Annotated in this window: 20 protein-coding genes; 19 read left to right on the top strand and 1 reads right to left on the bottom strand. The window is 64.4% G+C overall.

Translation table 11 applies throughout. From position 1 onward, the window contains the following. The first annotated feature begins 41 nt into the window (after positions 1-41). The 18 genes from OKA11_RS12260 (at position 42) to OKA11_RS12170 (ending at position 20,303) form a co-directional block, all read left to right on the top strand. Positions 42-950, top strand: a complete 909-nt coding sequence (locus OKA11_RS12260; RefSeq protein ID WP_267220589.1) for a phage capsid protein — start codon at positions 42-44, stop codon at positions 948-950. An 88-nt stretch (positions 951-1,038) separates the two neighbouring features. Next, entirely contained in the window at positions 1,039-1,464 is a 426-nt protein-coding gene (locus OKA11_RS12255; RefSeq protein WP_267220587.1) for a hypothetical protein, read from the top strand. A 128-nt stretch (positions 1,465-1,592) separates the two neighbouring features. Then, entirely contained in the window at positions 1,593-2,219 is a 627-nt protein-coding gene (locus tag OKA11_RS12250; protein WP_267220585.1) for a hypothetical protein, read from the top strand. Between the two features lie 4 nt (positions 2,220-2,223). Continuing rightward, on the top strand, positions 2,224-4,497 hold the full coding sequence (locus OKA11_RS12245) for a hypothetical protein (RefSeq protein ID WP_267220583.1): 2,274 nt from the start codon (positions 2,224-2,226) through the stop codon (positions 4,495-4,497). Beyond that, positions 4,498-4,941 (top strand): hypothetical protein, encoded by a 444-nt coding sequence (locus OKA11_RS12240; RefSeq protein ID WP_267220581.1) that lies wholly within the window; start codon positions 4,498-4,500, stop codon positions 4,939-4,941. After that, positions 4,941-5,432 carry a hypothetical protein gene (locus OKA11_RS12235; protein ID WP_267220579.1) on the top strand — a complete coding sequence of 164 codons (492 nt, stop codon included), beginning with the start codon at positions 4,941-4,943 and terminating at the stop codon, positions 5,430-5,432. The genes OKA11_RS12240 and OKA11_RS12235 overlap by 1 nt, the downstream gene beginning before the upstream one ends. Then, the gene (locus OKA11_RS12230) at positions 5,432-7,324 is read left to right on the top strand and encodes a hypothetical protein (protein WP_267220577.1); all 1,893 of its coding nucleotides are present in this window, start codon (positions 5,432-5,434) and stop codon (positions 7,322-7,324) included. The genes OKA11_RS12235 and OKA11_RS12230 overlap by 1 nt, the downstream gene beginning before the upstream one ends. After that, entirely contained in the window at positions 7,324-10,470 is a 3,147-nt protein-coding gene (locus OKA11_RS12225) for a lysozyme family protein (RefSeq protein ID WP_267220571.1), read from the top strand. Before OKA11_RS12230 ends, OKA11_RS12225 begins: the two co-directional genes overlap by 1 nt. Beyond that, the gene (locus tag OKA11_RS12220) at positions 10,470-12,989 is read left to right on the top strand and encodes a hypothetical protein (RefSeq protein WP_267220569.1); all 2,520 of its coding nucleotides are present in this window, start codon (positions 10,470-10,472) and stop codon (positions 12,987-12,989) included. Before OKA11_RS12225 ends, OKA11_RS12220 begins: the two co-directional genes overlap by 1 nt. Before the next feature lie 422 nt (positions 12,990-13,411). After that, a complete protein-coding gene (locus OKA11_RS12215) occupies positions 13,412-15,514 on the top strand; it encodes a hypothetical protein (RefSeq protein WP_267220567.1) in 2,103 nt (700 codons plus the stop codon). 40 nt (positions 15,515-15,554) lie between these two features. Beyond that, positions 15,555-15,890: a hypothetical protein gene (locus OKA11_RS12210; protein WP_267220565.1), complete on the top strand. Its 336-nt coding sequence runs from the start codon at positions 15,555-15,557 to the stop codon at positions 15,888-15,890. Continuing rightward, positions 15,887-16,249: a hypothetical protein gene (locus tag OKA11_RS12205; RefSeq protein ID WP_267220563.1), complete on the top strand. Its 363-nt coding sequence runs from the start codon at positions 15,887-15,889 to the stop codon at positions 16,247-16,249. The genes OKA11_RS12210 and OKA11_RS12205 overlap by 4 nt, the downstream gene beginning before the upstream one ends. Next, the gene (locus OKA11_RS12200; protein WP_267220561.1) at positions 16,246-16,419 is read left to right on the top strand and encodes a hypothetical protein; all 174 of its coding nucleotides are present in this window, start codon (positions 16,246-16,248) and stop codon (positions 16,417-16,419) included. The genes OKA11_RS12205 and OKA11_RS12200 overlap by 4 nt, the downstream gene beginning before the upstream one ends. Beyond that, positions 16,412-17,113: a glycoside hydrolase family protein gene (locus tag OKA11_RS12195; RefSeq protein WP_323748321.1), complete on the top strand. Its 702-nt coding sequence runs from the start codon at positions 16,412-16,414 to the stop codon at positions 17,111-17,113. The genes OKA11_RS12200 and OKA11_RS12195 overlap by 8 nt, the downstream gene beginning before the upstream one ends. 18 nt (positions 17,114-17,131) lie before the next feature. Beyond that, a complete protein-coding gene (locus OKA11_RS12185) occupies positions 17,132-17,341 on the top strand; it encodes a hypothetical protein (protein ID WP_267220559.1) in 210 nt (69 codons plus the stop codon). Next, positions 17,341-17,697 (top strand): hypothetical protein, encoded by a 357-nt coding sequence (locus OKA11_RS12180; protein WP_267220557.1) that lies wholly within the window; start codon positions 17,341-17,343, stop codon positions 17,695-17,697. The genes OKA11_RS12185 and OKA11_RS12180 overlap by 1 nt, the downstream gene beginning before the upstream one ends. A gap of 501 nt (positions 17,698-18,198) precedes the next feature. Then, a complete protein-coding gene (locus OKA11_RS12175) occupies positions 18,199-19,635 on the top strand; it encodes a Ppx/GppA phosphatase family protein (RefSeq protein ID WP_267220555.1) in 1,437 nt (478 codons plus the stop codon). Beyond that, positions 19,632-20,303 (top strand): RlmE family RNA methyltransferase, encoded by a 672-nt coding sequence (locus OKA11_RS12170; protein WP_142636990.1) that lies wholly within the window; start codon positions 19,632-19,634, stop codon positions 20,301-20,303. The genes OKA11_RS12175 and OKA11_RS12170 overlap by 4 nt, the downstream gene beginning before the upstream one ends. Positions 20,304-20,454: 151 nt before the next feature. Here OKA11_RS12170 and OKA11_RS12165 read toward each other — a convergent pair whose 3' ends face one another. Beyond that, positions 20,455-21,075 carry a c-type cytochrome gene (locus OKA11_RS12165; RefSeq protein ID WP_267220553.1) on the bottom strand — a complete coding sequence of 207 codons (621 nt, stop codon included), beginning with the start codon at positions 21,073-21,075 and terminating at the stop codon, positions 20,455-20,457. Positions 21,076-21,196: 121 nt separating this feature from the next. Here OKA11_RS12165 and OKA11_RS12160 point away from each other — a divergent pair, with 121 nt between their 5' ends. After that, positions 21,197-22,105, top strand: a complete 909-nt coding sequence (locus tag OKA11_RS12160; protein WP_267220551.1) for a prephenate dehydratase — start codon at positions 21,197-21,199, stop codon at positions 22,103-22,105. Positions 22,106-22,266: the final 161 nt, after the last annotated feature.

Below are 22,266 nucleotides of genomic sequence, written 5' to 3'. Positions count from 1 at the left end.
GAAGCAACCGACACCCGTTTGTTTTGGACATGGAGGAAAAAGTGTCCGATAATTTCGCGGAACAGCACCGCAATACTTCGTTCAGCAACAACGTCACCGCGACCCTGCGTGAAGAACCGGGCATCTACGGGATGCTTGCTGGAACGAGTGACGATTACACCGGTAACTCCAAGTCGCGCATCACCAACCGTTTCGGTCGGCTCAAGATGCAGGACAAGGGCTCGCGCAACGGCGATACCAACAACACCGATATCAGCAGCACCACGCGCTGGATCAAGCCGGGCCGCCTCAACACCGTGGCGCCGCTGGCCGATCTCGAAGACTTCCAGGAAACCATGGTCGATCTCGGATCGCCGCTGGTCAAGGAAGTTGCTGACGCGGGGCGCACCTATCACGACGACATGTTCTTCACCGGCTTCTTCGGCAACGGCTATGAGGGTGAAGGCGGCGACGACGTGGTGCCTTTCAAGGCCGCGAACATCATTCCGCACGGTGGCGCCGGGCTTGTGCTGAACAAGCTGATCGCTGCGCGTGAGCTGGCGCGCAAGCGTCATGCGCCGTTCTCGAAGGAACCGCCGATCGTCCTGCTTCAGCCTGAGGACGAGTCGGCGCTGCTCAAGGTCGAGGAATACAAGAATTCCCGCTACAGCGGCACCACTCCGCTGGTCGGCGCGGAAATCAAGCCGTTCATGGGCTTCCGCTTCCTTCCGTTCACGGCGGACGCGGAAAGCCTGCCGAAAAGCTGGTCGAACTTCTTCACCAATGGCGGCGCAACTCGCCGTCTGCCCATGATCTTCCCGAGCGGCATGCACCGCGGCAAGTGGGTCGAATTTATGGGCAAGATCACCCAGCGCGACGATAAGGATTTCGCCTGGCAGTACTGGGGCTCGGCCCGTTCGGCGGCTGTCCGTACCGACGAAGACCTCTGCTTCATCATCGAAACGCAGTGACGCATGCGGGCGGGGGCTTTGGCCTCCGCCCATCCGCAATCGCGGGCGCGGTGCGTGAGGCCCGCTCCGCACTTTGGGAGTACCCGACATGGCCGATATCTACGGCTCTGCTTACAGCGGCACCGATCCGCTTCACCGTCCGTCCGGCATCGTCGTCGATGCCGGCGTTCGTCGTTTCCGCAATGTCGTCAATCTGGCGACCGATGGCGGGGGCGCGGCGAATAACATCATCGCCGCCGATGTGCGCGAGGGCGTATCCGTGTTCGAAGCGCGCATGGCATCGAGCGTGGACCTTTCGGCAATCAACTTCACGATCGGCACCGATGCCGCTCCGACCAAGTATGGCATTGCCCAGGCAGGGCCTGCCGCCGGGGTGACCAAGGTGTTCACCATTCCAGTGGCGCAGCTGGCGGCGGACCCGCTGACCAATCCCGAGCGCATCAAGTTCTTCCCGTCCGCGGCGTTGCCGGCGGCGGGATCGATCGTTGTGGCTGTGTTCGCCAGCAAGCGCTGACGAGAACTCTCCGGGGGCGGCCTTTGGGCCGCCTTCAACTGCGGCGTGTCGGGCCCCGGCAGGGAATAGTTTCGACGGACAGGGATTGGAGAAACACCCGGCGCGCCGCCTCTTTCGAAAGCACAGGAATGTCCGGGCAGCTGACCAAAACGGGAATCGTCAACGCGGCTGCGGCCCTGCTGGGGTCAAGCCAGCGGATTACGGACATTCAGGGTGAAAACAAGTTGGCGATCTGCGCGCGCGCGTTCTGGTCGCTTTCGATCCGGGCATTGCTGGCAGACCACCCGTGGAACTTCGGCATTGAGCGCGCTCTGCTGAACGCGGGGCCTGCCCCGGCATGGGGCTATGAACGGACATTCGCGCTGCCTGCCGATTGCGTCCGGCTGCTGCCGTCGCGCATCATCGACGGCCGGGAATTCTACTATGACGGGGAGGTCGAGGGGAAGTCGATCCTTTCGGATGCCAAGGCACCGCTTGCCATCCGCTACATATCGGTCGCGACCATCGACAACGTGCAGGCATGGCCGGCGACCTTCGCCAAAGCTGCAACCTATGTGCTTGCGGATGATATGGCCGAGGACCTGACTGGTGCGTCGGGCCTTTCCGAAAAGCAATCTCAGAAGGCCGACTACTGGATCAAGCGTGCCAAGCGCGTTGATGGTCTGGAATCGCAGCGGGGCAATCGCGGCCCGGTCACCAGGCGCAGTCGCTGGTTGCAGAGCATGCGCGGCCCGTTCAACCCCCACGCGGATTGATCCCATGTCCAGAGTTACGCCGGCGCAAGTCAGCTTTAACGGTGGCGAACTGTCCAAGCGCCTGCAGGCCCGCACCGACCAGAATATCTATTCGATCGCTTTGGCCGAAATGGTGGGTTTTGCTCCGATGGTCGAGGGCGTGGCCGAGGCCATGCCGGGGACCATCCATGTCCAGACCATTCCCGGCCCCTTCCGGTTCGTGCGGTTCGAGTTCTCGACTACGCAGGGGCATGTACTGGCTTTCTCGGCGGGCAAAGTGGCGATCTTCACCAACGATGCGCTGCTGACGACGATCGACACGCCATATACCTGGGCGCAGGTACAAGGGCTGACTTTTCATCAATCCTTCGATGTTCTCTATTGCTTCCACCGGGAGCACGCGCCGCAGAAGTTCTATCGCGACGGGGCCGATGTTTTCGGCTTCGAAGAGTATGTCTTCACTGATGGTCCGTTCGAAAAGCGGAACAAGGACGAAAGCAAAACGGTCAGTGTTTCCGGCATTTCCGGCAATATCGACATGGAGTCCTCGTCGGCGCTGTTTGCGCCTACCGACGTAGGAAGCCTGTTCCGCATCGAATCCGAGGACTTGGGTGATATTACGGCGTGGGAGCCGTACACGACTGTTGTGCTGGGCCAGTACCTTTCGGCCAATGACCGGGTTTATCGCGTAGTGGGTGGCAACCCGGATAAGGACAACAAGATCCGCACGGGGACGCTGACCCCGGTGCATACGGAAGGCGTTGAGTGGGACGGCATCGCGAGCGGTGTCGATGTGAACGACAAGCCGGCGGGTGGTGTCCAACTGGAGTTCATTCACGATCGCTGGGGCGTCGTTCGCATCACTGCGTACACTAGCGCAACCAAAGTTTCCGGTACGGTATTGCGGCATCTTCCCTTTTCAACCGGGGCATCCGGTGGAAGCTACAGTTACGTCGGTGGCTATTGGAAAAACACTTACGTCGAATACGAAATGCCTGCGGTTTCCGCCGATTATTCTTATGGTAGCTATCGTTGGAGCTTCGGCTCTTTCAGCAACACGCGCGGGTGGCCTGCTTGCGGCGGCATATGGGCAGAGCGTCTGTGTCTCGGCCTCGATTCCTCGGTCTACGGCGGCGTTTCCGGCGATCTTGAAAGCTTTGCAGAGTTGAACGAACTCGGCGAAGCGAGCGACGACATGGCGTTCATCGCGGTATTGGAGGATGCAAACCCGGTCCGCCATATCGTGGCTGACGAACAGCTGCTGGCATTCACTGCTGCCGCCGTTCACGGTATCTCGGCGGCCAGCGCGGCAAAAGGGGTTGCGCCGGGCAACATCAAGTCCCGTAAGCAGCACAACGTGGGCAGCGGTACGGCCGGGTTGGTCGAGTTGAATTCGCGCACGCTCTATATCGACCGTTCCGGGAACCGGATTTACGAGACGGAACTGGACCCGGCACGAAACGTCGAGCAGGAACTCGACCTTACCCGCTACGCTCGCCATATCGGCAATCCTGGGCTGGTCGAACTGGCCGCGCAGCAACATCCGTTCAATCACCTGTGGGTGGTGCGGGGCGACGGCTCGCTGGCGCTTGCCGGTTATCTGCCTGAGGAACAGGTTTTGGGCTTTGCCCGCCGACCTATGGCCGCCGGGGTTGCCGCACGCACGATTTGCTCGATCACCGATCCGGACGGGAAGTTCGATCAGGTTTGGATCGGGGTGGAATATGCTGGCGAGTGGCATGTGCTGCGCATGGCGCCTTGGCGCATGGACGGCGAAAGCGAGGCGACCGCATGCATGGTCGATATGGCGGCTTTGTATGAAGGCGACCCGCTTTCCTCTCTTACGCACCCGATCCTTCCGAACTCGAATCTACACATTGCGGCCGACGGTGCATTCTACGCGCGCACTTCGGACGGCGATGGGCGGTTCGAAATCGCGCAGCCTGCCGCCAAGGTATGGGCGGGGCTGCCTTTCGAGGCATGGCTAGAGTCGCTGGATTTCGAGATCGGCGGAGACAACGGCCCTGCGCGGGCTCGGAAGGCGCGTTTCGGCAAGGGTTGGGTCGAAGTGTTGGACGCGCGGGGATTGGCGTTCGGGGTGCCTGGAAGTTTGCAGCCGCTTGAGGAACTTGAAGGCGATAGCGTCACTGACCGGGGGTTCGCCCCCTATTCCGGGCTCAAGTTCCTTGACGGGATGGGTGATCACACCCGCCACCCGCGCCTGCGCCTGGAGCGCCGCGCGCCGATGCAAGCCACCGTGTCCGCGTGGGGTGGCGAACTCAACATGGAGAAGCACTGAATGGATGCGCGGATCTTCGCGCCCGAGGATTTGTTGCTGCTGGCGCCGCAGTCGTCGCAGCTGCTGGATATCCCTGAGGCCAAGCGGCTCGAATATGGGTGGGAACTGTCCGAGGGTGGTAGTGCCTTCACCATTTGGGACGAAACGCCTGATGGCCTGCGGCCCGTGTTCTGCGGCGGTGCCCTGCGCCGCTATCCCCATTATGCGCTGTTGTGGGGGTTATTCTCCGTACACCGCCCCCGGGTGCCGGCGCATCTGACCCGCTGCACGCGAAACTTCGTTTCACGGCTTCGCGAACGTCGCATCGAGGCGCAGGCTTCCGCTGACAATCGCGCTGCCTGCGGGTGGGTGCGGCTGATCGGATTGCAGGAAGAGACGCGGCTTGCTGGTGCGATGCCGGATGGCAGCGATATGGTGATTTTCATCAAGAAAGGGACGAACTGATGGGCGCGGCTCTGCCAATCGCGGCGATCGCGATGACTGCGGCAAGTTCGATCATGGGTGGGATACAGCAGGCCGGGAATCTGCGTGCCGAGGCTAAGCAGGACGCGGAGAACGGTAGGCTCTCCCTGAAATCCGGTGAGCAGGAAGCCATGGATACACTGCGCGAAGCACGCTTTCAGCAGGGCGGCGCTGCCGCACAGATGGCGAGTTCAGGCCTGTTGTTCGGTGGATCGGTGAGCACGGTGCTTGCGGACAGTGCCCGTTCCGCGGAACTGGATATCGACCGCATCCGCGAAAAAGCTGCAGGCGAGGCCAATAACTATTACGCAAGCGCCGCGCAGAAGAGAAAGGGGGCCAAGAACGCGATCCTCGGGGGCATCTTTAACGCGGTAGCCAGCACGGTCCAGGGTGCATCGGGCTTGCAAAATCAGGGCAAGGTCATGGCGCAGGCGCGTGCCGAGCGCAGTTCGACGCTGGGGGCGGCAGGCTGATGGCGTCGCTAGGTTATCGTGCACAGTTGCCGGGAAGCGTCGTCCGCAAGATGGTCCAGCGCCAGCCCGGCGTTGGCGAGGCCATTACCTCTGGCATCGCGCAGCTGGGCGGGGCGCTGGCAAATGTGAGCCAGTCTAATGCAGAGACCGAAGAGAGGATCGCGCAGAGCCAGCACCGTATTGCTCTGCTCGATCAGCAGCGGAATCGTGCGGCTACGGTGGCGGATGGCATGGGCCGCATGGCCGATGTGGAATTGCGCACTACCCAGCAGTTGCAGGAATTGCGGGACACGATGCCGGCAGGCGCCCCGGAGTATGCGACGAAGGCGGAGGAAATCTATCGCCAGAACTGGACCGACTTTCAGGCGACGCTGGGTAACGATCCCGAAGTCCAGCAGCATTTTGCGTCGATCGGGGCGCGGTGGCTGGGCCGTGGTATCCAGCAGGGGCGCGACTATGAGCGCCAGCAGCGCGTGCAGCAGCTGGGCGATCAGTTCCAAAAGTCGCTCGATATGCAGTCGGGCGCGCTCTATTCGGAACCCACGGTCGAAAACCTTGAGGCGATGCTGAAGGACTTTGACGGCGCGATCGACATGCAACTGGTGGACGGTAGCGTCAAACAGGTCATGCGCGATCAGGTTCGGCAGAAACTGGTCCCGGCGATGTTTGAGGGGACGCTTGCCGGAGGCCACTTCGACGCGGTGGAACAGGCAGTCAAGAGCGGGCAGTTTGACCAGTGGATCGGCGGTGCCGATGGCAAGTCCCGCTGGCTTTCGCGGATCGGCGCTGGCCGTGACGTTGTGGCGAGGCAGGCCGAGGCTACCGCCAACGAGGCGCGCCAGTCGGCCGTCGATGCAATGGACGCCATCGATGCGCGCATCCAGTCCGGTGAGACTGTTCCGCAGGCCGACATCGAGCGGGCGCTCGATGTCGGCAAGGCGGCAGGTGTTGACCAGGCGCGGCTTATCAAGTTCGCCACCGCTGGCGACCGTTCGACGCGATCCGCCTATGCGCGCGGTTTGCAGACCCGTGAACTGGAAGGGCAGGCGAGCGCGCTGGAAACCAAGCGCAGCGCTGGCAAGGCGACCGATAACGACCTGCGGACGCTTGATGCGTTGAACCGCGAACTAGATGATCGCGCCGACAAGGGCGCTCAGGCGGTATCGACGCTTTGGAAGGGTAACGACGGTGAGAGACAGGTTGCAGTCCAGCAGCTGCACGGAATGCCCCTGAGCGAGCGGATGCGGGTTGCCTCGCGGGTGGGCGGAACCATCGGCGTGCTTGCCAGTCTTCCTGCGAAGAACGCGCAGACGGCGCTGCGCGGTGGGGCGATCCGCCGTGATCGGCCCGAAGCCTTCATGCCGCTGGACGGCGACAAGCCGAAACCGGACATGGCGCGCGATGCGTTCAATCGGTTCCTCGGCCAAGGCGTTATCAACGCGATGGGCGGCGATTACGACAAGATTCTCAACACCGCCCTGGACCTCTATGTCGGTAGCAAGGCCGACAATGGCGACCGGTCCGCATGGAACGAAGGCGAATTCCGCGACGCGATCCGCATCGTGTTCGGCCAGACACTTCGCCGCGATGGGTCGAAGCAAGGCGGCCTTGCATCTGTGCGGGGGCGCATGGTCGAACTGCCTTCAGGATGGAACGGGGCGGAATTCGACCGCACGTTTTCCCGGCTCAATTTCCCGCGCGCGATCTACGCCGATGGCTCCGCGGCGAGCAAGGCGGACATTCTGGCGAACTATCGCCTTGTCGTCGAGAAAGTGGCCGATGACGGCCATGTCCAATACCGTCTTGAAGATGGGCGGGGGCGCGCCCTGCGCCGCGATGACGGCCAGACTTACCGCGTGATCTTCAACCGCACCCCGCCCGGAGGAAATTGATGCCCGCGCCGATCGACAACACTGCGCGCAGCATGGGGCGCGTTGCGCCGGCAGAAGCGCCGCCACCACCTGACCCGACCTTTCTGGAAGGGCTGGGCGCCAATTTCACGGCGGCGCGGGATGACCAGATGGGACGCATCCAGGACGCGCAGGTTGAAGCCTATGCACCCGTGATTTCCGCGCTGGATGATATGGGGCTCGACGGGTCGCAGTACATTCTGCCGGTCCGTTCCGGCGCGCAGGTCAACTATGCGGGGGTATGGTCGCTGGTGCAGGAGGCGCGCCGTCGTAATCCGGGGGCTCTTGGGGATCTTCCTGCGACGCAGGCGGACTTTGAAACCAAATGGCGCGCGCAATTCCAAGAACGAGCGGAGCGCACAGAGCAGACCGCCGGGAGGGCCGGGTGGGTGCCACGCTTGGCGGGCGGCTTTGCCGGCGCGATGACTGATCCGATCAACCTTGCCACGATGCCGGTAGGCGGTGTGGGCAAGACGGCGGTGATGAGGGTCGCCACCGAAGCGCTTGCAAACGGCGTGATCGAGGCGGCGCAACAACCCCTTATCAATATCGAGCGCAAGGCACAGGGTCGCAAGGGCCTGACCGGCGAGCAAATGGGCTACAACATTACCGGTGCTGCCCTGTTTGGCGGAGTTATCCGTGGCGGTATCGAGGTCGCCCCGGTGCTCAAGAGCCGGTTCGTGGACACCGTGACCGCTCACCGCGCCGCCTTGCCTGAACCCTTGCGCGACCGCTGGGACGCGCATTTGCTACGCAAAGCCGATCCGCTGGATGATCCCATGCTTCTGTCCGATGTGGCTGAGGCGGTTATTGGCGATGCCAATATCTCGGAACTCGAACGCTCCGCCCTGGTCGCACTGCGGCGGGATGCGCAGGACGATGCTGCGAACCCCTTCATTGCCAACGGCGCCGGCGCCGACATGCACGATGCGCTCATGTCCGAAGCGTTCCGGGCGGCACTGAATGCGAACCCGATGGCGACAAGCCGAACTGCCATTGCCGCGACGCTGCGAACGGCAGGCCGAGAAGTCGCGTCGGGTGATGCGCGATCGCGGTTCATGCAGAAGGTGCGGGGGGCCGAATCGAACGGCGACGATGCCGCAGCCAATCCGCGATCGAGTGCGCGAGGGCGCTATCAGTTCACCAATGGCACTTGGCTGCATTATTACAAGAAACGCTACGGCTCTGGTGGGCTGACCGACGCCGAGATTGTGGCGAAGAAGGGCAGCGCAAACTTGCAGGAAACCCTTATGGGGGACCTGACGGACCACAATGCTGCGCTGCTGGCTCAAGCTGGCCATGCTACCAATGAGGGCAACCTCTACCTTGCGCATTTCGCGGGGCCGGACGGTGCGCGCAAGCTGCTCGATGCGGATCCGGTCACGGCAGCAAGCCGCGTGTTGGAGCCCGCTGCGATCAAGGCCAATCCCTTCCTGAAGGACATGAGCGCGGGCGAGGTTATCGCTTGGGCGCACCGGAAGATGGGAACCACACCGGACAGTGCCGGCTTGCGTGTTCGCGGGGATATCGGTGGCGATGCTGGGGAAGCTGGCCGCATTCAATCCGCCCTGGACGAAGCTATGGGCCGCGCGGCCAATCTTGCGGAGGAGCAGCGCCGCGCCCGCATGGGTGAGAGCGATCCTCTTGCTGACGCCCTCGATGTTGCTGCCGTGCCGGCCGAGCGCACGGACCTGTCGGACGTGCTTGACGGTGCGGCACCGACTGAGCCGCATGCGGCGGCACCCGATGCGCCGCGGCCTGAGGTGCTTTCGATCTTGCCGCAGCTGCGCGAGGTGGTTGCCGGTCGCCAGAGCCTTAACAGGCTTGAACCGTTGGCGCGCGATCTGGGCGTTTCAGAGGATGACTTGCGGGCCGGTCTCGGGGAAATGATCCGGGAAGGGCGCATTACGGTCAACCGGAAGTCGGGCAATTACATGCGCAAGCCGCGCGCGCCCGATGGCCCTGAGGACGTGCTCGACTTCGTTGCGCGCAACGGCGGCATTCGCGATGATGAAGGCCACGCCCTGGGCCTGCGCGGCATTTCCGAACGTGAGCGGCGCGAGTTGCACTCGGCGGCGATCAAGAATGTGAAGCGTAGGCGCGAGGCAGGCGGCAAGCGCGACTGGCAGCGTATGACCAGGCGCAACGGTCGCCTGCTGCGGCATGAGGGGCGCTCGATCGATGCTGTAGGTGAAAGCCTTTGGGAAGCTGGTTATCTGCGCGGACGGGACAGCGAGCGCCCGACGACTCGTGAGGTGCTGGAATACCTCGACAATCGGATCAACGGCGGCGAACCGGCTTATCCCATGGGAGAGGCGCCGGCACCGCGCTCTGATTTCGAGGGTGAACCGAACCCATGGACGATTTCGACTCATGATGCTTTCGGGTTCGAACGAACCCCCGAGGCTATCGCGCGCCTTACCCGAGAACGCGACGAGGCACGTGCCCATCTGGTGGAGCTTGGCTTCGACGAAGCGGCGATGGACCCCGACGCGATAGGTGATGTGCTGCACAACCTTTCGTTCACCGATGCGTCCCTTCCCATGCCCGAGCGCATGATGCGAGCGGTCAACATGATGGCCGAGGACGTGCAGGCCAATGCCTTTGCACACAGTCAGGATATGGACTATGACTGGTTCGACTATGACGCCAACCCCGAGCCTCGATCCGACGTTGGAAGCGAAGATTTCGCAGCAGCGCCGCATGGCCGAGGATCAGAGCCTTTCGCCGGAAGTACGGAACAAGGCGGCGTTCGTGGCAAACTTCTTCCAGAAGACGCGCGACCGGCAGGCGAACAGCTAGTCGATCTGTCGCCCGAAGATCGGGCGCCCTATCTCGATCCCGATGGCGCGGCGACGCGAGCACAGGCTGACAGCCTTGTGCATGACGCGCGCGCGGAGGTTGCCCGGCAAGCGCAAGAAACGCAGCTGCGCGCCGATGCTCCTATGCGCGGCGAGAACGTCACCGGCCAGGCGCAGGACGGCACGATGGGGCTGGGTCTGTTCGATGCCGCAGACCAACCGACCTTCAAGCTGGATGAGGCGGAGGGAGAGCGCACGCTCGACGATATCCTTGGCGAAATCGACGCCGAGGCCAACGAACTCAAGAATATCAGGGATTGCTTGTAATGGCGCTTGGAACTTGCCTTACCGACCTCCATGCGCGCGGCGCTATCAGCGATGCCCGCTTTGAGCAGCTGAGGCCCGTCTACGAGGATCTCGTGCGGCAGTATGAAGGCCGGTATGGGCGCGCAGCGGCCGAATCCATGGCGACCGAAAAGGCTCTGCAATGGGCCGAGGGCGAGGCCATGGAGCGCAAGCGGCAGGTACTCTTGCAGGCCAACAAGCAGGGCGAGTGGCTTGCCGACGTTCGCAGGCAGAGCGGCGACGGGCCGCTTTCGCGCCGAGTGGCCGAAGACAAGATCGTCGATATGGATAACCATCGCCGCGCGATCCGTCAGCAGGCGCTGGGCATGATGGATGGCCTTCTTGCCAAGCATCGCCGGAATCTTGCCGGTAGGGTGCGCGCGCCCGAGGAACTGGCGGACACGCTGGCCGAGGTATTCGGACGCGACACGGGAAACCTCAACGCGCGCGAGCTGGCCGACGCATGGCGGCAAACATCGGAGTGGCTGCGCAGCCGCTTCAATGCTGCGGGCGGCCGAATTGCCAAGCTGGACAGTTGGAACCTGCCACAGACGCATGACATGTGGGCGATCCGTGATGGCGGGTTCGACGCTTGGCGCGACTTCCTGTTGCATGGCGGTCCGGAAGGGCATGGCTTGTTGGACCGTTCCCGGATGGTCGATCGTGACACGGGCGAATTGTTCACGGATGCGAAGCTGGAAACCGTTCTGCGCGATACGTGGGAGGCGATCGCAACCGATGGCTGGAGCCGGAACAATCCCGGCGCCGTGGGCAAGGGCGCGATGGCGAATCGCCGTGCCGATCCTCGATTTCTGCACTTCGATGGCCCCGAGGCTTGGACGGCTTATGCGCAGCGGTTCGGCGGTGGCGGAACGCCGTTCGATGCCATGCTCAGCCACGTCGAGGGCATGTCGCGCGATATCGCGGCGATGGAGCGTATGGGGCCGAACCCTTCGGCAACGCTGCTCTGGCAGAAGGATTGGCTCAAGAAGAGCACAGAGCAGAAGTTGCTGCCTGGCAAGGCTGGCAAGCGTGCGTCCGACGAAGCCTCTGCGGGCATGGATACAATGCAGAAGCTGTTCGATGAATACACCGGGGCCAATAACCGACCGGTGCGTAGGCGGCTTGCCCTGGGCTTCTCGATCTTCCGTGCGCAGCAAGTCGCCGCCAAGCTGGGCGGTGCGACGCTGGCGATCGGCGGAGATTATGGCACGATGTTCCATACCTCGCGGTTCAACAAGATACCCGCAACGAAGGTCATGGCTCGATACGTCTCGATGCTCAACCCTGCGAACGCCGCCGACCGGGCGCAGGCCGCGCGGCACGTGCTCATGGCTGACCAATGGGCAGAAGGCCATGCGGCGATGTGGCGTACGACGGGGGAAGAGATCGCGCATGAGGGCATGCGCAGGCTGTCCAGTGGTGTGCTGCGCGTTTCGGGCCTGTCTGCCCATACCGATATCGCTCGGCAGGCATTCGGCATGGAACTCGTTTCCCATCTGACCCACATGCGAGAGCGCAGTTTCGACAATCTGGATAACGGCTTTCGCCGGATGCTCCAGCGCTACGGGATTGGCGAGACGCATTGGGAACGGCTGCGCGGAATGCAGCCGGAAAGCTACAAGGGGACCGACTGGCTTTACCCCGAAACAGTAGCGAATGCCGGCGAACAGGATCTTGCCGACAATCTCATGCGGATGATCGTTACCGAGGCAGATTATGCCGTGCCGGTCCCTGATCTGCGCACGCGCGCCGCGATCAATTCCGGTATGCGCAAGGGGACGTGGATCGGTGAAATCGTCCGCTCCGGGTTCCTCTTCAAAGGCTTTCCGCTGACTATGCTCAACATGCATGGTCGTCGGATGCTGGACGAGGGCGGCGGCGGTATCGGAGGGCTCGCGGCTGCGGCGGCATGGCGCTTTGGTATGCCGCTGTTGGCTATGACAACCGTGGGCGGAGCATTATCCGTGCAGGCGAAAGAGGTGGCCAAAGGGCGCGATCCGATGCCTATGAACACGCTCAAGTTTTGGGGGGCGGCGCTCGCCCAGGGTGGCGGCCTCGGCATCGTTGGCGACTTCCTCTATTCGATGCAGGATCGGTTTGGCGGTGGCATTGCGCGAAGTCTTGCAGGGCCTGGCGCACAAACGCTCGATAACACGGTAGGTTCGCTGGTGCGCAATACTACGGCGGCGCTTGACGATGATCCGGAAACCAAGACCCAATGGAAGAAGGACGCTGCGCGCCTGCTTCTTTCGGAGACGCCGGGGATCTCGCTCTGGTATGCCCGGCTCGTGCTTGAGCGCTCGTTTGGCGACATGGTGACGCAATGGGCCTACGGCGACGACGTGGAGGCCCATTATCGCCGGCTTGACCAATCGGCTGAGGACCGCGGCACCCAATATTTCGCGCCTCCTGGCGGTGGTCTTGGCGATATGCGTGCGCCGGATTGGTCAAATACGCTAGGTCAGCAATCCGCGACAGCGGAGCCTGCGCCCTATTGATTGACCAAATTCGCCAGTTGGACTAACCCGACTTCGACGCTGGCTCCACTCCCTGTCCGCCTGCGGCCCGATGAATCGTGGCCGCGATGCGCGAGGCGGCGATGGCAGTTGAAAGCGAAGTCACAGAAAAGGTCTACAGCCCAGCCTCTGCGCGGGCTGTAGAGGCCCTTTCGGACGTTTACTTTCTGGATGCGGGGGATTTGGTCGTTGAGCACTGGTTGCCCGGCGCGGAAGCTGGCATCCGGCTCGCTCAAGATCGCGATTACATAATCGCCGGCGACGGACCGAGCGCCAGTGGAACCATCCAGGCGCTTGGTGATTGGCCTGATGAAGACAAGTGGCGCATCTATCGCAAGACGCCTGCGGTGCAGCCACAGGTTTTGCCTCCCCATGAGCCGCTGCCATCGCGCGATGTAGAGCGCATGGCGGACCGGCTTGCGCTGCATGCCCAGGAACAGAATCGTGAGCTGTCGCGGCGCCCCTCGTTCCCGCCGGGCGTCGATGTGGTGGATTTCGGCGATCTGTCGGCCATGATCGATGGCGACCTTCTCGAATTCCGGGAAGGGAGGCTCCGCCGCTTTGATCGCGAGCCGTTCGCGGGCAAGTTCTACGCCGGTGGCGTTGGCGGTGCGTTAACTCCTTCGGAGGGGACGGGCGCCGACGGGGCGCTTCGTCAAGACCTAGCTGCGACTGACGGAATGCGCGGCGCCATGCTGATCGGCCTGCCGGGTGGCAGCAGCGTGCAGGATGCCATCCCGCGCAGGCGCTACACCTTGAAGCAGATGGGCGTGAACTACGCCAGCACGGCCGACCAACAGACCGCGCTGATGAACGCGCTGACCATCGCCAGCGAGGACATGCTGAACCTCGTGGCCGAGCCGCATGCGATCTACAAGCACGGTGACATGCTGGCGCTCGACGGGGTCGAGTTCGACGGTCAGGGCTGCAACTTCCAGGCACTCGATCCGACCCGTTCCCGCATCCAGCTGACCGGGGCGCGGCCGATCCTGCGCAACCTGCGCAAGTCGTCGCTGGGCGTCACCGCGCGCACCTCGGCCTATGACGCCATCGGCGTGCTTGCCCGCGACGCCACCGACCTGCTGCTGGAAAACATCATCATCGACAGCGGCGCCAATGCCGGGATCGCGCTCGACAACGTGCAGCGCTTCGAATCGCGCGGCACGCTGGTGATGGACACCAAGGCCGACGCCTTCCACTGCACCAACGGCACGCGCGACGGATCGGTCTACGGCCACACCGCCATCCGCCCCGGGGACGATGGCTTTGCGGTCGTCACCTATGGCGGCAGCGAACTGTGCGAGAATATCCGCGTCTACGGCGCCCGCATTCGCCAGGGCAATCAGCGCGGCATGACCGTGGTGGGCGGCCGCGACGTCTGGTTCATGCAGCCGGACATCGACGAGACCGAGTGCGCGGGCATCTACTTCTCGTCCGAAAGCTCCTACGGCACCTTTGGCGTGCGCAATTGCGGCGTGATCGGCGGCACCATCAAGAACGCGGTGTCGCGCGCGGGCATCTCCCAGGGCGCGATCCACTGCAACGGCCGCGCGGGCTCGCTCACCACCCCCAGCGGCGAAGTGCTGACCAACACGGTCGAGGACATCGTGCTGATGGCGCCCAAGATCCGCGGTTGCGGCGGCGGCATCCGCGCGGGCGTGACGTTCGACGATTACGCCATCGGGCTCGATGCCATGAACATCGACATGAAGGATCTTCGTGTCAGTTCCAGCTATCACCCGCGCGCCTTTGCGCTGGGCGGCAAGAACATCCAGATCCGGGGCGGCCGCTTCGCCAACATCGGCGGCCAGTTCATAACCACCGTGGGCTCGCTGGCGGGTTACCTCAGGGTGCGCGACCTCACGATCGAGGGTGTCTGCGCCGATGCGCCGGACGCGAAGAACGTCTTCCTGTTCAACGACGCCGCTCCGAACCTCGATATTGCCGAGGTCGAAGGCGTCCACATGTGGAAGCGCGGCGCCGCGATCACCGCGCCGTTCAACTACACCAAGCTGACCGCCGCCCAGCGCCGCATCCGAAACAACCTGCTGGACGGCGTGAAGGCGGCCGAGCCGCCGACGCTCGTCCTGTCCGGCAAGACCTACCAGATGGACCTCGAAGGGGGCGCCTATGCCGAAGGCGCAGCGGGCATCTCGGGGAGCGAATCCACCGTGATCGCGGCGGACGAAACGCTGGCCGTCATCTTCAAGCCGAGCCGCGTCCTTCGCTGCACCTGGCTGGCCACGCGGCAATCGGACTATTCCAAGCGGGCAGACATCACGATCTCGGGCGACGTCACCTATTCGCTGCCCGCCGGCACGGCCGGTGTCGATTACGTGGCGGTCGGCAGCTCGTACTACCGCCTGACCGATGTCAGCGGCACGCTCAACGCGGCCAATGTCGCCGCGCGGTCGATCAGCTACGACGCCGACACCAACCGGGTCACGATCACCTTCACCCCCGTCGGCGCGCTCAACGCGCGCATGCAAGTCATCGGGGTCGGCTGATGGCCCCTTCCATTTTCCAGAGATCGCAAGGAGCCAGCCAATGGCCGTAAGTGAAAACGGGTTCGACGTGGTGCTGTTGCCCGAAGGAAGCCTGCAATTCCGGGACAGGCTGGCGGTCGGGGAAGTCGTCCGCAGCTGGGACGCGGGGCCCGGCGAAACGGCGGCGCTCCTGGCCGTGGTCGCCGAGGCGCGCGTGCTGGTGGAGGACTATCACACCCTGCTGCCGTTCGTCGCCGAACGCCTCGGCTGCGATGAAAGCGTGGCGACGGCGTTGGGCATCACGCCCGGCCAGCTTGCCGCCGATCTTGGCTACGCGGTCGATACCCCTGCCGACGCCGCGCCCAGTGACCTTGAGGGCGGCGAGGTGGCGGAATGAAGCTGGAAGACCTGCTCCTGTTCCTGCTGTCGCTGTTCGGCGCGGCGGCGATGTGCGGCGCGCGCATCGCCTGGCTGCTCTTCGGGGTCGCCAGCACGCCGCCGGACGACGGCGCCGCGCTGGTCCTGTGGGAGCGCAAGCGCCGGTGGCTCATGATCTCGGAATTCGCGGCGCTGCCGGCCTTCGCGCTGATCTCGGTCCTGATCGGCCGGCTGCGCGAATGGCCGGTGGAGGGCGTGGTGCTGCTCTCCATGGTGCTGGGCGCGCTGGGCTTCGCCTTCTTCCTCGACGCCCTGCAAACGCTGGTGCGCAAGCGGATGGGCATGGCAGAGGCTCCCCTGGCGGACGAAGCGCCGTGACCGGGGGGCTCATTGCTCTGGTGATGCTGTTCGCTGGCATCTCGGGCTTTGCCTACTGGCGCGCGTCCCGCCTGCACCGCCGCATCGTCGACATCGACCCGCAGGCGCGCTGCCCGGCCACCCATCCGCTCGATTACTTCTCCCACCGAAAGGAAACCCGTCATGACTGACGCCCGCACGCTCAGCCCCGCAGGTGCCGCGCTGATCCACAAATGGGAAGGCTGCGGCAAGAAGCGCGCCGATGGCCGCTTCGATGCCTATCCCGATCCCGGCAGCAAGGACGGCAAGCCCTGGACCATCGGTTGGGGCTCCACCGGGCCGGACATCGCCAAGGGCACGATCTGGACGCAGGCGCAGTGCGATGCCCGGTTCGACCGCGATATCGCGCGTTTCGTCAACGAGGTGGCCAGGGCCATCGGATCGGCGCCGACCACGCAGGCGCAGTTCGATGCGCTGGTGTCCTTCCACTACAACACCGGGGCCATCGCTTCCGCCACGCTCACCCGGATGCACGTGGCGGGGCGCTTCGAAGATGCGGCCGACCAGTTCGCGCGCTGGATCTACAACGACGGCAAGCCGCTGGAAGGCCTCAAGAGCCGCCGGGCGGACGAGGCGGCGCTCTACGCCAGCGCCGTTCCCGTGGCGGCCAAGCAGCCGATGCCGATCGCGCGGGCCGACGTCCGCGTCGTCAATGCCCGGTCCGGCCTCAATGTCCGCAGCCGCGCGAGTGCCTCGTCGGACAAGCTGGGCCTGCTGGCTCGCGGCGCGCCGGTCACCGTGCTTCAGGACACCGGCGAATGGGTACGGATCATGTACCAGGGCAGGCAGGGCTGGGTGAATGACCAGTACCTGACCGCCGCTTAACGCGGTGAGGGAAGATCAATGCCACGAATCGCTTTAACAGCGTCGCAAGCGGCGCGGAATAGCCAGCAAATTGTCTACGCGGCGGCGCAGAAGCTCGCCGCGGAAACGGCCAAGGTGGCCGAGCAGACGCAGGCGGTTATGGATCTTACCATCGGCCTGGACGTGGACGGCATCAACACGTCGATTAACGATATTCGGGACCGCCTCGACAACTTGGAGACGCCGTAATGGGGGCATTGATTACGCTGCTCGTTCGTCTGGGCGTAGGAGAGAGCCGAGCGAAGTATTTGGCGCCAGTTTCGATCGTTCTTGCCGTCCTGGTCGCCTGTGCGGCTCTGTGGGGCGTTTTCCAACTGTGGGACGCTGCCGATGACCGGCGGGCGATTGAAGCCGCTCAGGCGAAGGCCGGCGCCGAATTCCAAGCAAGGCAAATTGCAGCGGAGCGTAATGCGTCTGCCGCGAAGGCGCACCGCGATCGCGAAGAGGCTGCGCGTCAAAACAAGATGGAGGTTCGAGTCGATGAAGCTAGCAAGCATGGCGGCTCTGCTGCTGATGACGTGTGGAATAGTGGGTTGTGGGATTAATCCTCCGATAAACTCGGCCGCGACCGATCCTGCTGTTCTTGAGGCTTGTCCGCGTCGCGTCGAATCACCGGGGGCGCTGCCGGCGCGAGTGCCTGTCCAGTTGTCTGATGGCAGCTGGGCTGTGCCGGTGGATCAGGCGGACTCGCGCGAGAACATGCTCACGAAAGGCGCTCTGGCATTTCGCGGGGCTTGGATCGGCTGCAAAAGCGTCGTGCAATTTGTGGAGGACAGGGACGCCAAATTGGCAAAATAGCCGGTGCGACGTTTGACGCAAAAACGCCACAACTCGCACAACATTTGCGCCGTAAGTGTTTGATTTTAGGGGATTGCCCGAAAACTTACCATTAGACGACGGGGCATCGGGAGGCGCCCCTCTAGTAGCGGTCGTGATTCGGGTCAACACCCTTTTTTACCGCCCTTGCTCCTTTCTCGTCTGGGCGTTAGCATCGGCGCAGGTATCCGCCACGCATGGCGGCAGATTTTTTGAAGAGATTTTGAAATATGGCGGAGCACGATCCGCCGGCAGCAAGAGTCGACGTGCCAGGCCGCCCAACCAGGCGGCGCAAGGCGAGGAGGGGCAAATCGCGCCCGTCCGGCCCGGGCACGGCCAAGGCGAAGGGGCAGGCAAAGGATGCCGGCGCCGTCGCGGCAGGCGGAGCGCCGCGCGAAGAATCAGCAAACCGGGCGTCGGCACCGCCGCGCCGGGCGAAGTCGCGTACGGCCCGCAAATCGGGCAAGTCGCGCAAACCCGGCAAGAAGGTCGAGGGCGCGCAGGCTCGCTCGGCCGAAGCGCGCGCTCCCGAGGCCGCCCAGCCGGCTGCCGCCGAATCGCGCATTCTCGAAGTGCGCGGGACCGGCGGTCTGCCGCTGATCCGCGATTCGCTGCTGGCCAATCCCGCCGGGCGTCCGTCCGGGCGGCAGTCCTATGCCGCGATCGACCTTGGCACCAACAATTGCCGCCTGCTGATCGCCCGTCCTTCGGGCGAGAACTTCACGGTGATCGATGCGTTCAGCCGCGTCGTCCGGCTGGGCGAGGGGCTGGCGCAGTCCGGGCGACTTTCCGATGCGGCGATGGAGCGCACGCTCGGCGCGCTGCGCGTCTGCGCGGACAAGCTGATGCGGCGCAACGTCTACCTCGCCCGCTCGGTGGCGACCGAGGCCTGCCGCCGTGCGGTCAACGGGCCCGAGTTCATCGAGCGCGTGCGCGCGGAAACCGGCATCGCGCTCGACATCATCAGCGCCCGCGAGGAAGCGCGGCTGGCGGTGCTGGGCTGCCATGTCCTGCTCGAATCGGGGCTGGGTCCGGCGATGATCTTCGACATCGGCGGCGGGTCCACCGAACTCGTGCTGATCGAGAGCACGGGCACGGTGCCGCGCATCCTCGACTGGCAGTCGGTGCCCTGGGGCGTGGTCTCGCTCACCGAGAGCTGCCCGCCGGAAGGGACGACGCTGGAAGAGCGGCTGGCGCGCTATCGCCACATGCACGGCATCGTCGCGGACAGCTTCGCCGCATTTTCCAAGCGCGTTTCCGGGGCCCGCGAAAGCGCCGCGCAGACCGGGCCGCTGCGCCTGCTGGGGACCAGCGGCACGGTGACGACGCTGGCCAGCCTGCATCTCGAACTGCCGCAGTACGACCGCCGCATGGTGGACGGCCTGATCGTGCCCGCCGAATCGATGCGCGGGATCAGCGCAAGGCTGTCCTCGATGTCGATCGAGGAGCGCCGCGAACTCAACTGCATCGGGCGGGAGAGGGCCGATCTCGTGGTGGCCGGATGTGCTATCCTCGAGGCGATTCTCGATCTCTGGCCGGCCGCCCGCCTCGGCGTTGCCGACCGCGGCATTCGCGAAGGCATCCTGCGCAGCCTGATCGCTTCGCATTCATCGAACAAGACCATGCTCGCCACCGCGGGCGCACAAGCATTGGAGGCCCGGCCGTGAGCCGATCCGGACGCGATCCCAAGGAGCGGCTTCGTACCGCCAAGAAGCGCACGACCAGTTCGGCGCGCTGGCTGACCCGCCAGCTCAACGACCCTTACGTGAAGAAGGCCAAGGCCGACGGCTATCGCAGCCGCGCCGCCTACAAGCTGGTCGAGCTCGACGAGAAGTTCGACCTGTTCAAGGGGGTCGAGCGGGCGGTCGACCTCGGCATCGCGCCGGGCGGCTGGAGCCAGGTGCTGCGCCTCAAGCGCCCGCAGGCGAAGATCGTGGGCATCGACCTGCTGCCCACCGACCCGATCGAGGGGGTGACGATCTTCGAGATGGACTTCATGGCCGACGAGGCGCCCGCCGCGCTCGAAGGCGCGCTCGACGGCCCGCCCGACCTCGTGCTGTCGGACATGGCGGCGAACACCGTGGGCCACAAGCAGACCGACCACTTGCGCACGATGGGCCTGGTCGAGACGGCGGCCGACTTCGCGATCCAGACCCTGGCGCCGGGCGGTACTTTCGTGGCCAAGGTCTTTGCCGGCGGCACCGATACCGAACTGCTGAACCTGCTCAAGCGCCGCTTTTCCAGCGTCAAGCATGCCAAGCCGCCGGCGAGCCGCAAGGATTCGTCCGAGTGGTACGTGATCGCCAAGGGCTTCAAGGGGCGCGAGGAGGCGTAAGCGCCTGCATCGTCCTGCCGGGATGCGCGGGCCGGGTTCCCGGCTCGCCCCCCCGAATCACGCCCCCCCCGAATGACGAAAACGGCCCGACAGGCGACTCGGTGAAGCCTGCGGACCGTTTTCTGCCGGCCGGAGCCGGATCCTGGAAAGGTTACCGGGCGGGCGCGGCGCTCGCTTCGCCGGCCGGGGCCGCGGACGCATCGGCGACCGGTGCTGCCGCCGGAGCCGCAGCCGCAGCGGGAGCCGCAGCAGGCAGCGGCAGGTTGGAGCCCTGGGCGTTGAGATAGGCGATCACGTTGGCGCGGTCTTCCGGCTTGGGAAGCCCCGCGAACGTCATCTTGGTGCCGGGCGCCATCGCCTTCGGGCTCTTGAGCCACTGGTTCAGCTTGTCGAAGTCCCACTTGCCGCCCACGCCCTTGAGCGCGTCGGAGAAGGCGAAGCCGCCCACGCCCTTGCCCACGTCCTCGCCGACGACGCCGTAGAGGTTGGGGCCGATGCCGTTGGCGCCGCCCTGGTTGACCGTGTGGCACGACTGGCACTTGGCGAACGTGGCCTGGCCCTTGGCGACGTCGGCGCTGGCGAGCAGCGTGGCGATCGGCGGCTCGGCGCCGCCCTCGGCGGTCTGTTCCACGCCTTCGATCGCATAGCCCATCTGCGCCGGACGGTCATGCTTGTCGGCGCGAAAATACATGCCACTGGCAATCGAAAGACCGAGACCTACGACCCCGGCGAACAGAGTCCACCCGGCAATTGTATTGAAACGATCGTCCATGTCCTGTCTGCCCCGGGTATTGTTATGATGATCCTCTTGGCTTCGAGGTCGTAATGTTGCCCGCAAGTTAGCGCAAGAGCCATTGCGGTCGCGGGCAATGCCGCCTAATCGCGCGGACGCTATGAACTCCTATCCCAAACCCGCACTCGAACTCGTTTCGCGCATGGCTGACGCGGCCGCGGCAGATCCCGCCCGGGCGATGGCGTTTCAGGGCGCGCCCGGATGCAATTCGCACCGCGCCGCGCTGGAATACGATTCCCATGCCCTGCCGCTGCCGTGCTTCTCGTTCGAGGACGCGCTCGACGCGGTGAAGGAAGGGCGCGCCGAGCGGGCGATCATCCCGATCGAGAACTCGCAGCACGGGCGCGTGGCCGACATCCACTTCCTGCTGCCCGAAAGCGGGCTGTCGATCGTGGGCGAGCATTTCATGGCGATCCACCATGCGCTGATGGCGCTGCCCCATGCCGATGGCAGCACCGGTCCGTTCTCGGCCGCCTACAGCCATCCGCAGGGCCTCGGCCAGTCGCGCCATTACCTGCGCGAGCGGGGCATCGTGCCGATGGCCTATGCCGATACCGCCGGCGCGGCGGCGCTGGTGCGCGAACTGGGCGATACCGGCGCCTGCGCCATCGCCCCCAGGCTGGCGGCCGAACTCTACGACCTCCAGATCGTCGAGGAAAACGTCGAGGACGCGGCGAACAACACCACCCGCTTCGTGGTGCTGGCGCGCGAGCCGCTCGATCCCTTCGCGCTCAAGGGCGAGAAGGCGATGACCACCTTCATCTTCGAGGTGAAGAACATTGCCGCCGCGCTCTACAAGGCGCTGGGCGGGTTCGCGACCAACGGCGTCAACATGACCAAGCTGGAAAGCTACCAGATCGGCGCCAGTTTCGCGGCGACGACGTTCTATGCCGACATCGAGGGCGCGCCGGGCGATCCGCGCGTGGATTCGGCGCTGCAGGAACTGGCCTTCCACTGCAAGTACGTGCGCCCGCTCGGCACCTACCGGCAGGCCCGCGCACGCGGCTGAAAGGCCCGCGCGCGGGGCTGAAAGGCCCCCGTGAAATCATGAAAAGCGCTGTTCGGACAGATCGTTAATCGACACCGGCTTGCCTGTCTGTCCACCCCGTGCCAATCATCGCTGCGGTGGTAGCAGATAGGGTTTGAGTGGCGGGGGCAGCACAACGAGCG

Source organism: Novosphingobium clariflavum, from assembly GCF_026420865.1.
Lineage (GTDB): Bacteria > Pseudomonadota > Alphaproteobacteria > Sphingomonadales > Sphingomonadaceae > Novosphingobium > Novosphingobium clariflavum.
The sequence above is the reverse complement of the archived record's forward strand: the minus strand, read 5'-3'. Positions and strand labels throughout refer to the sequence as shown.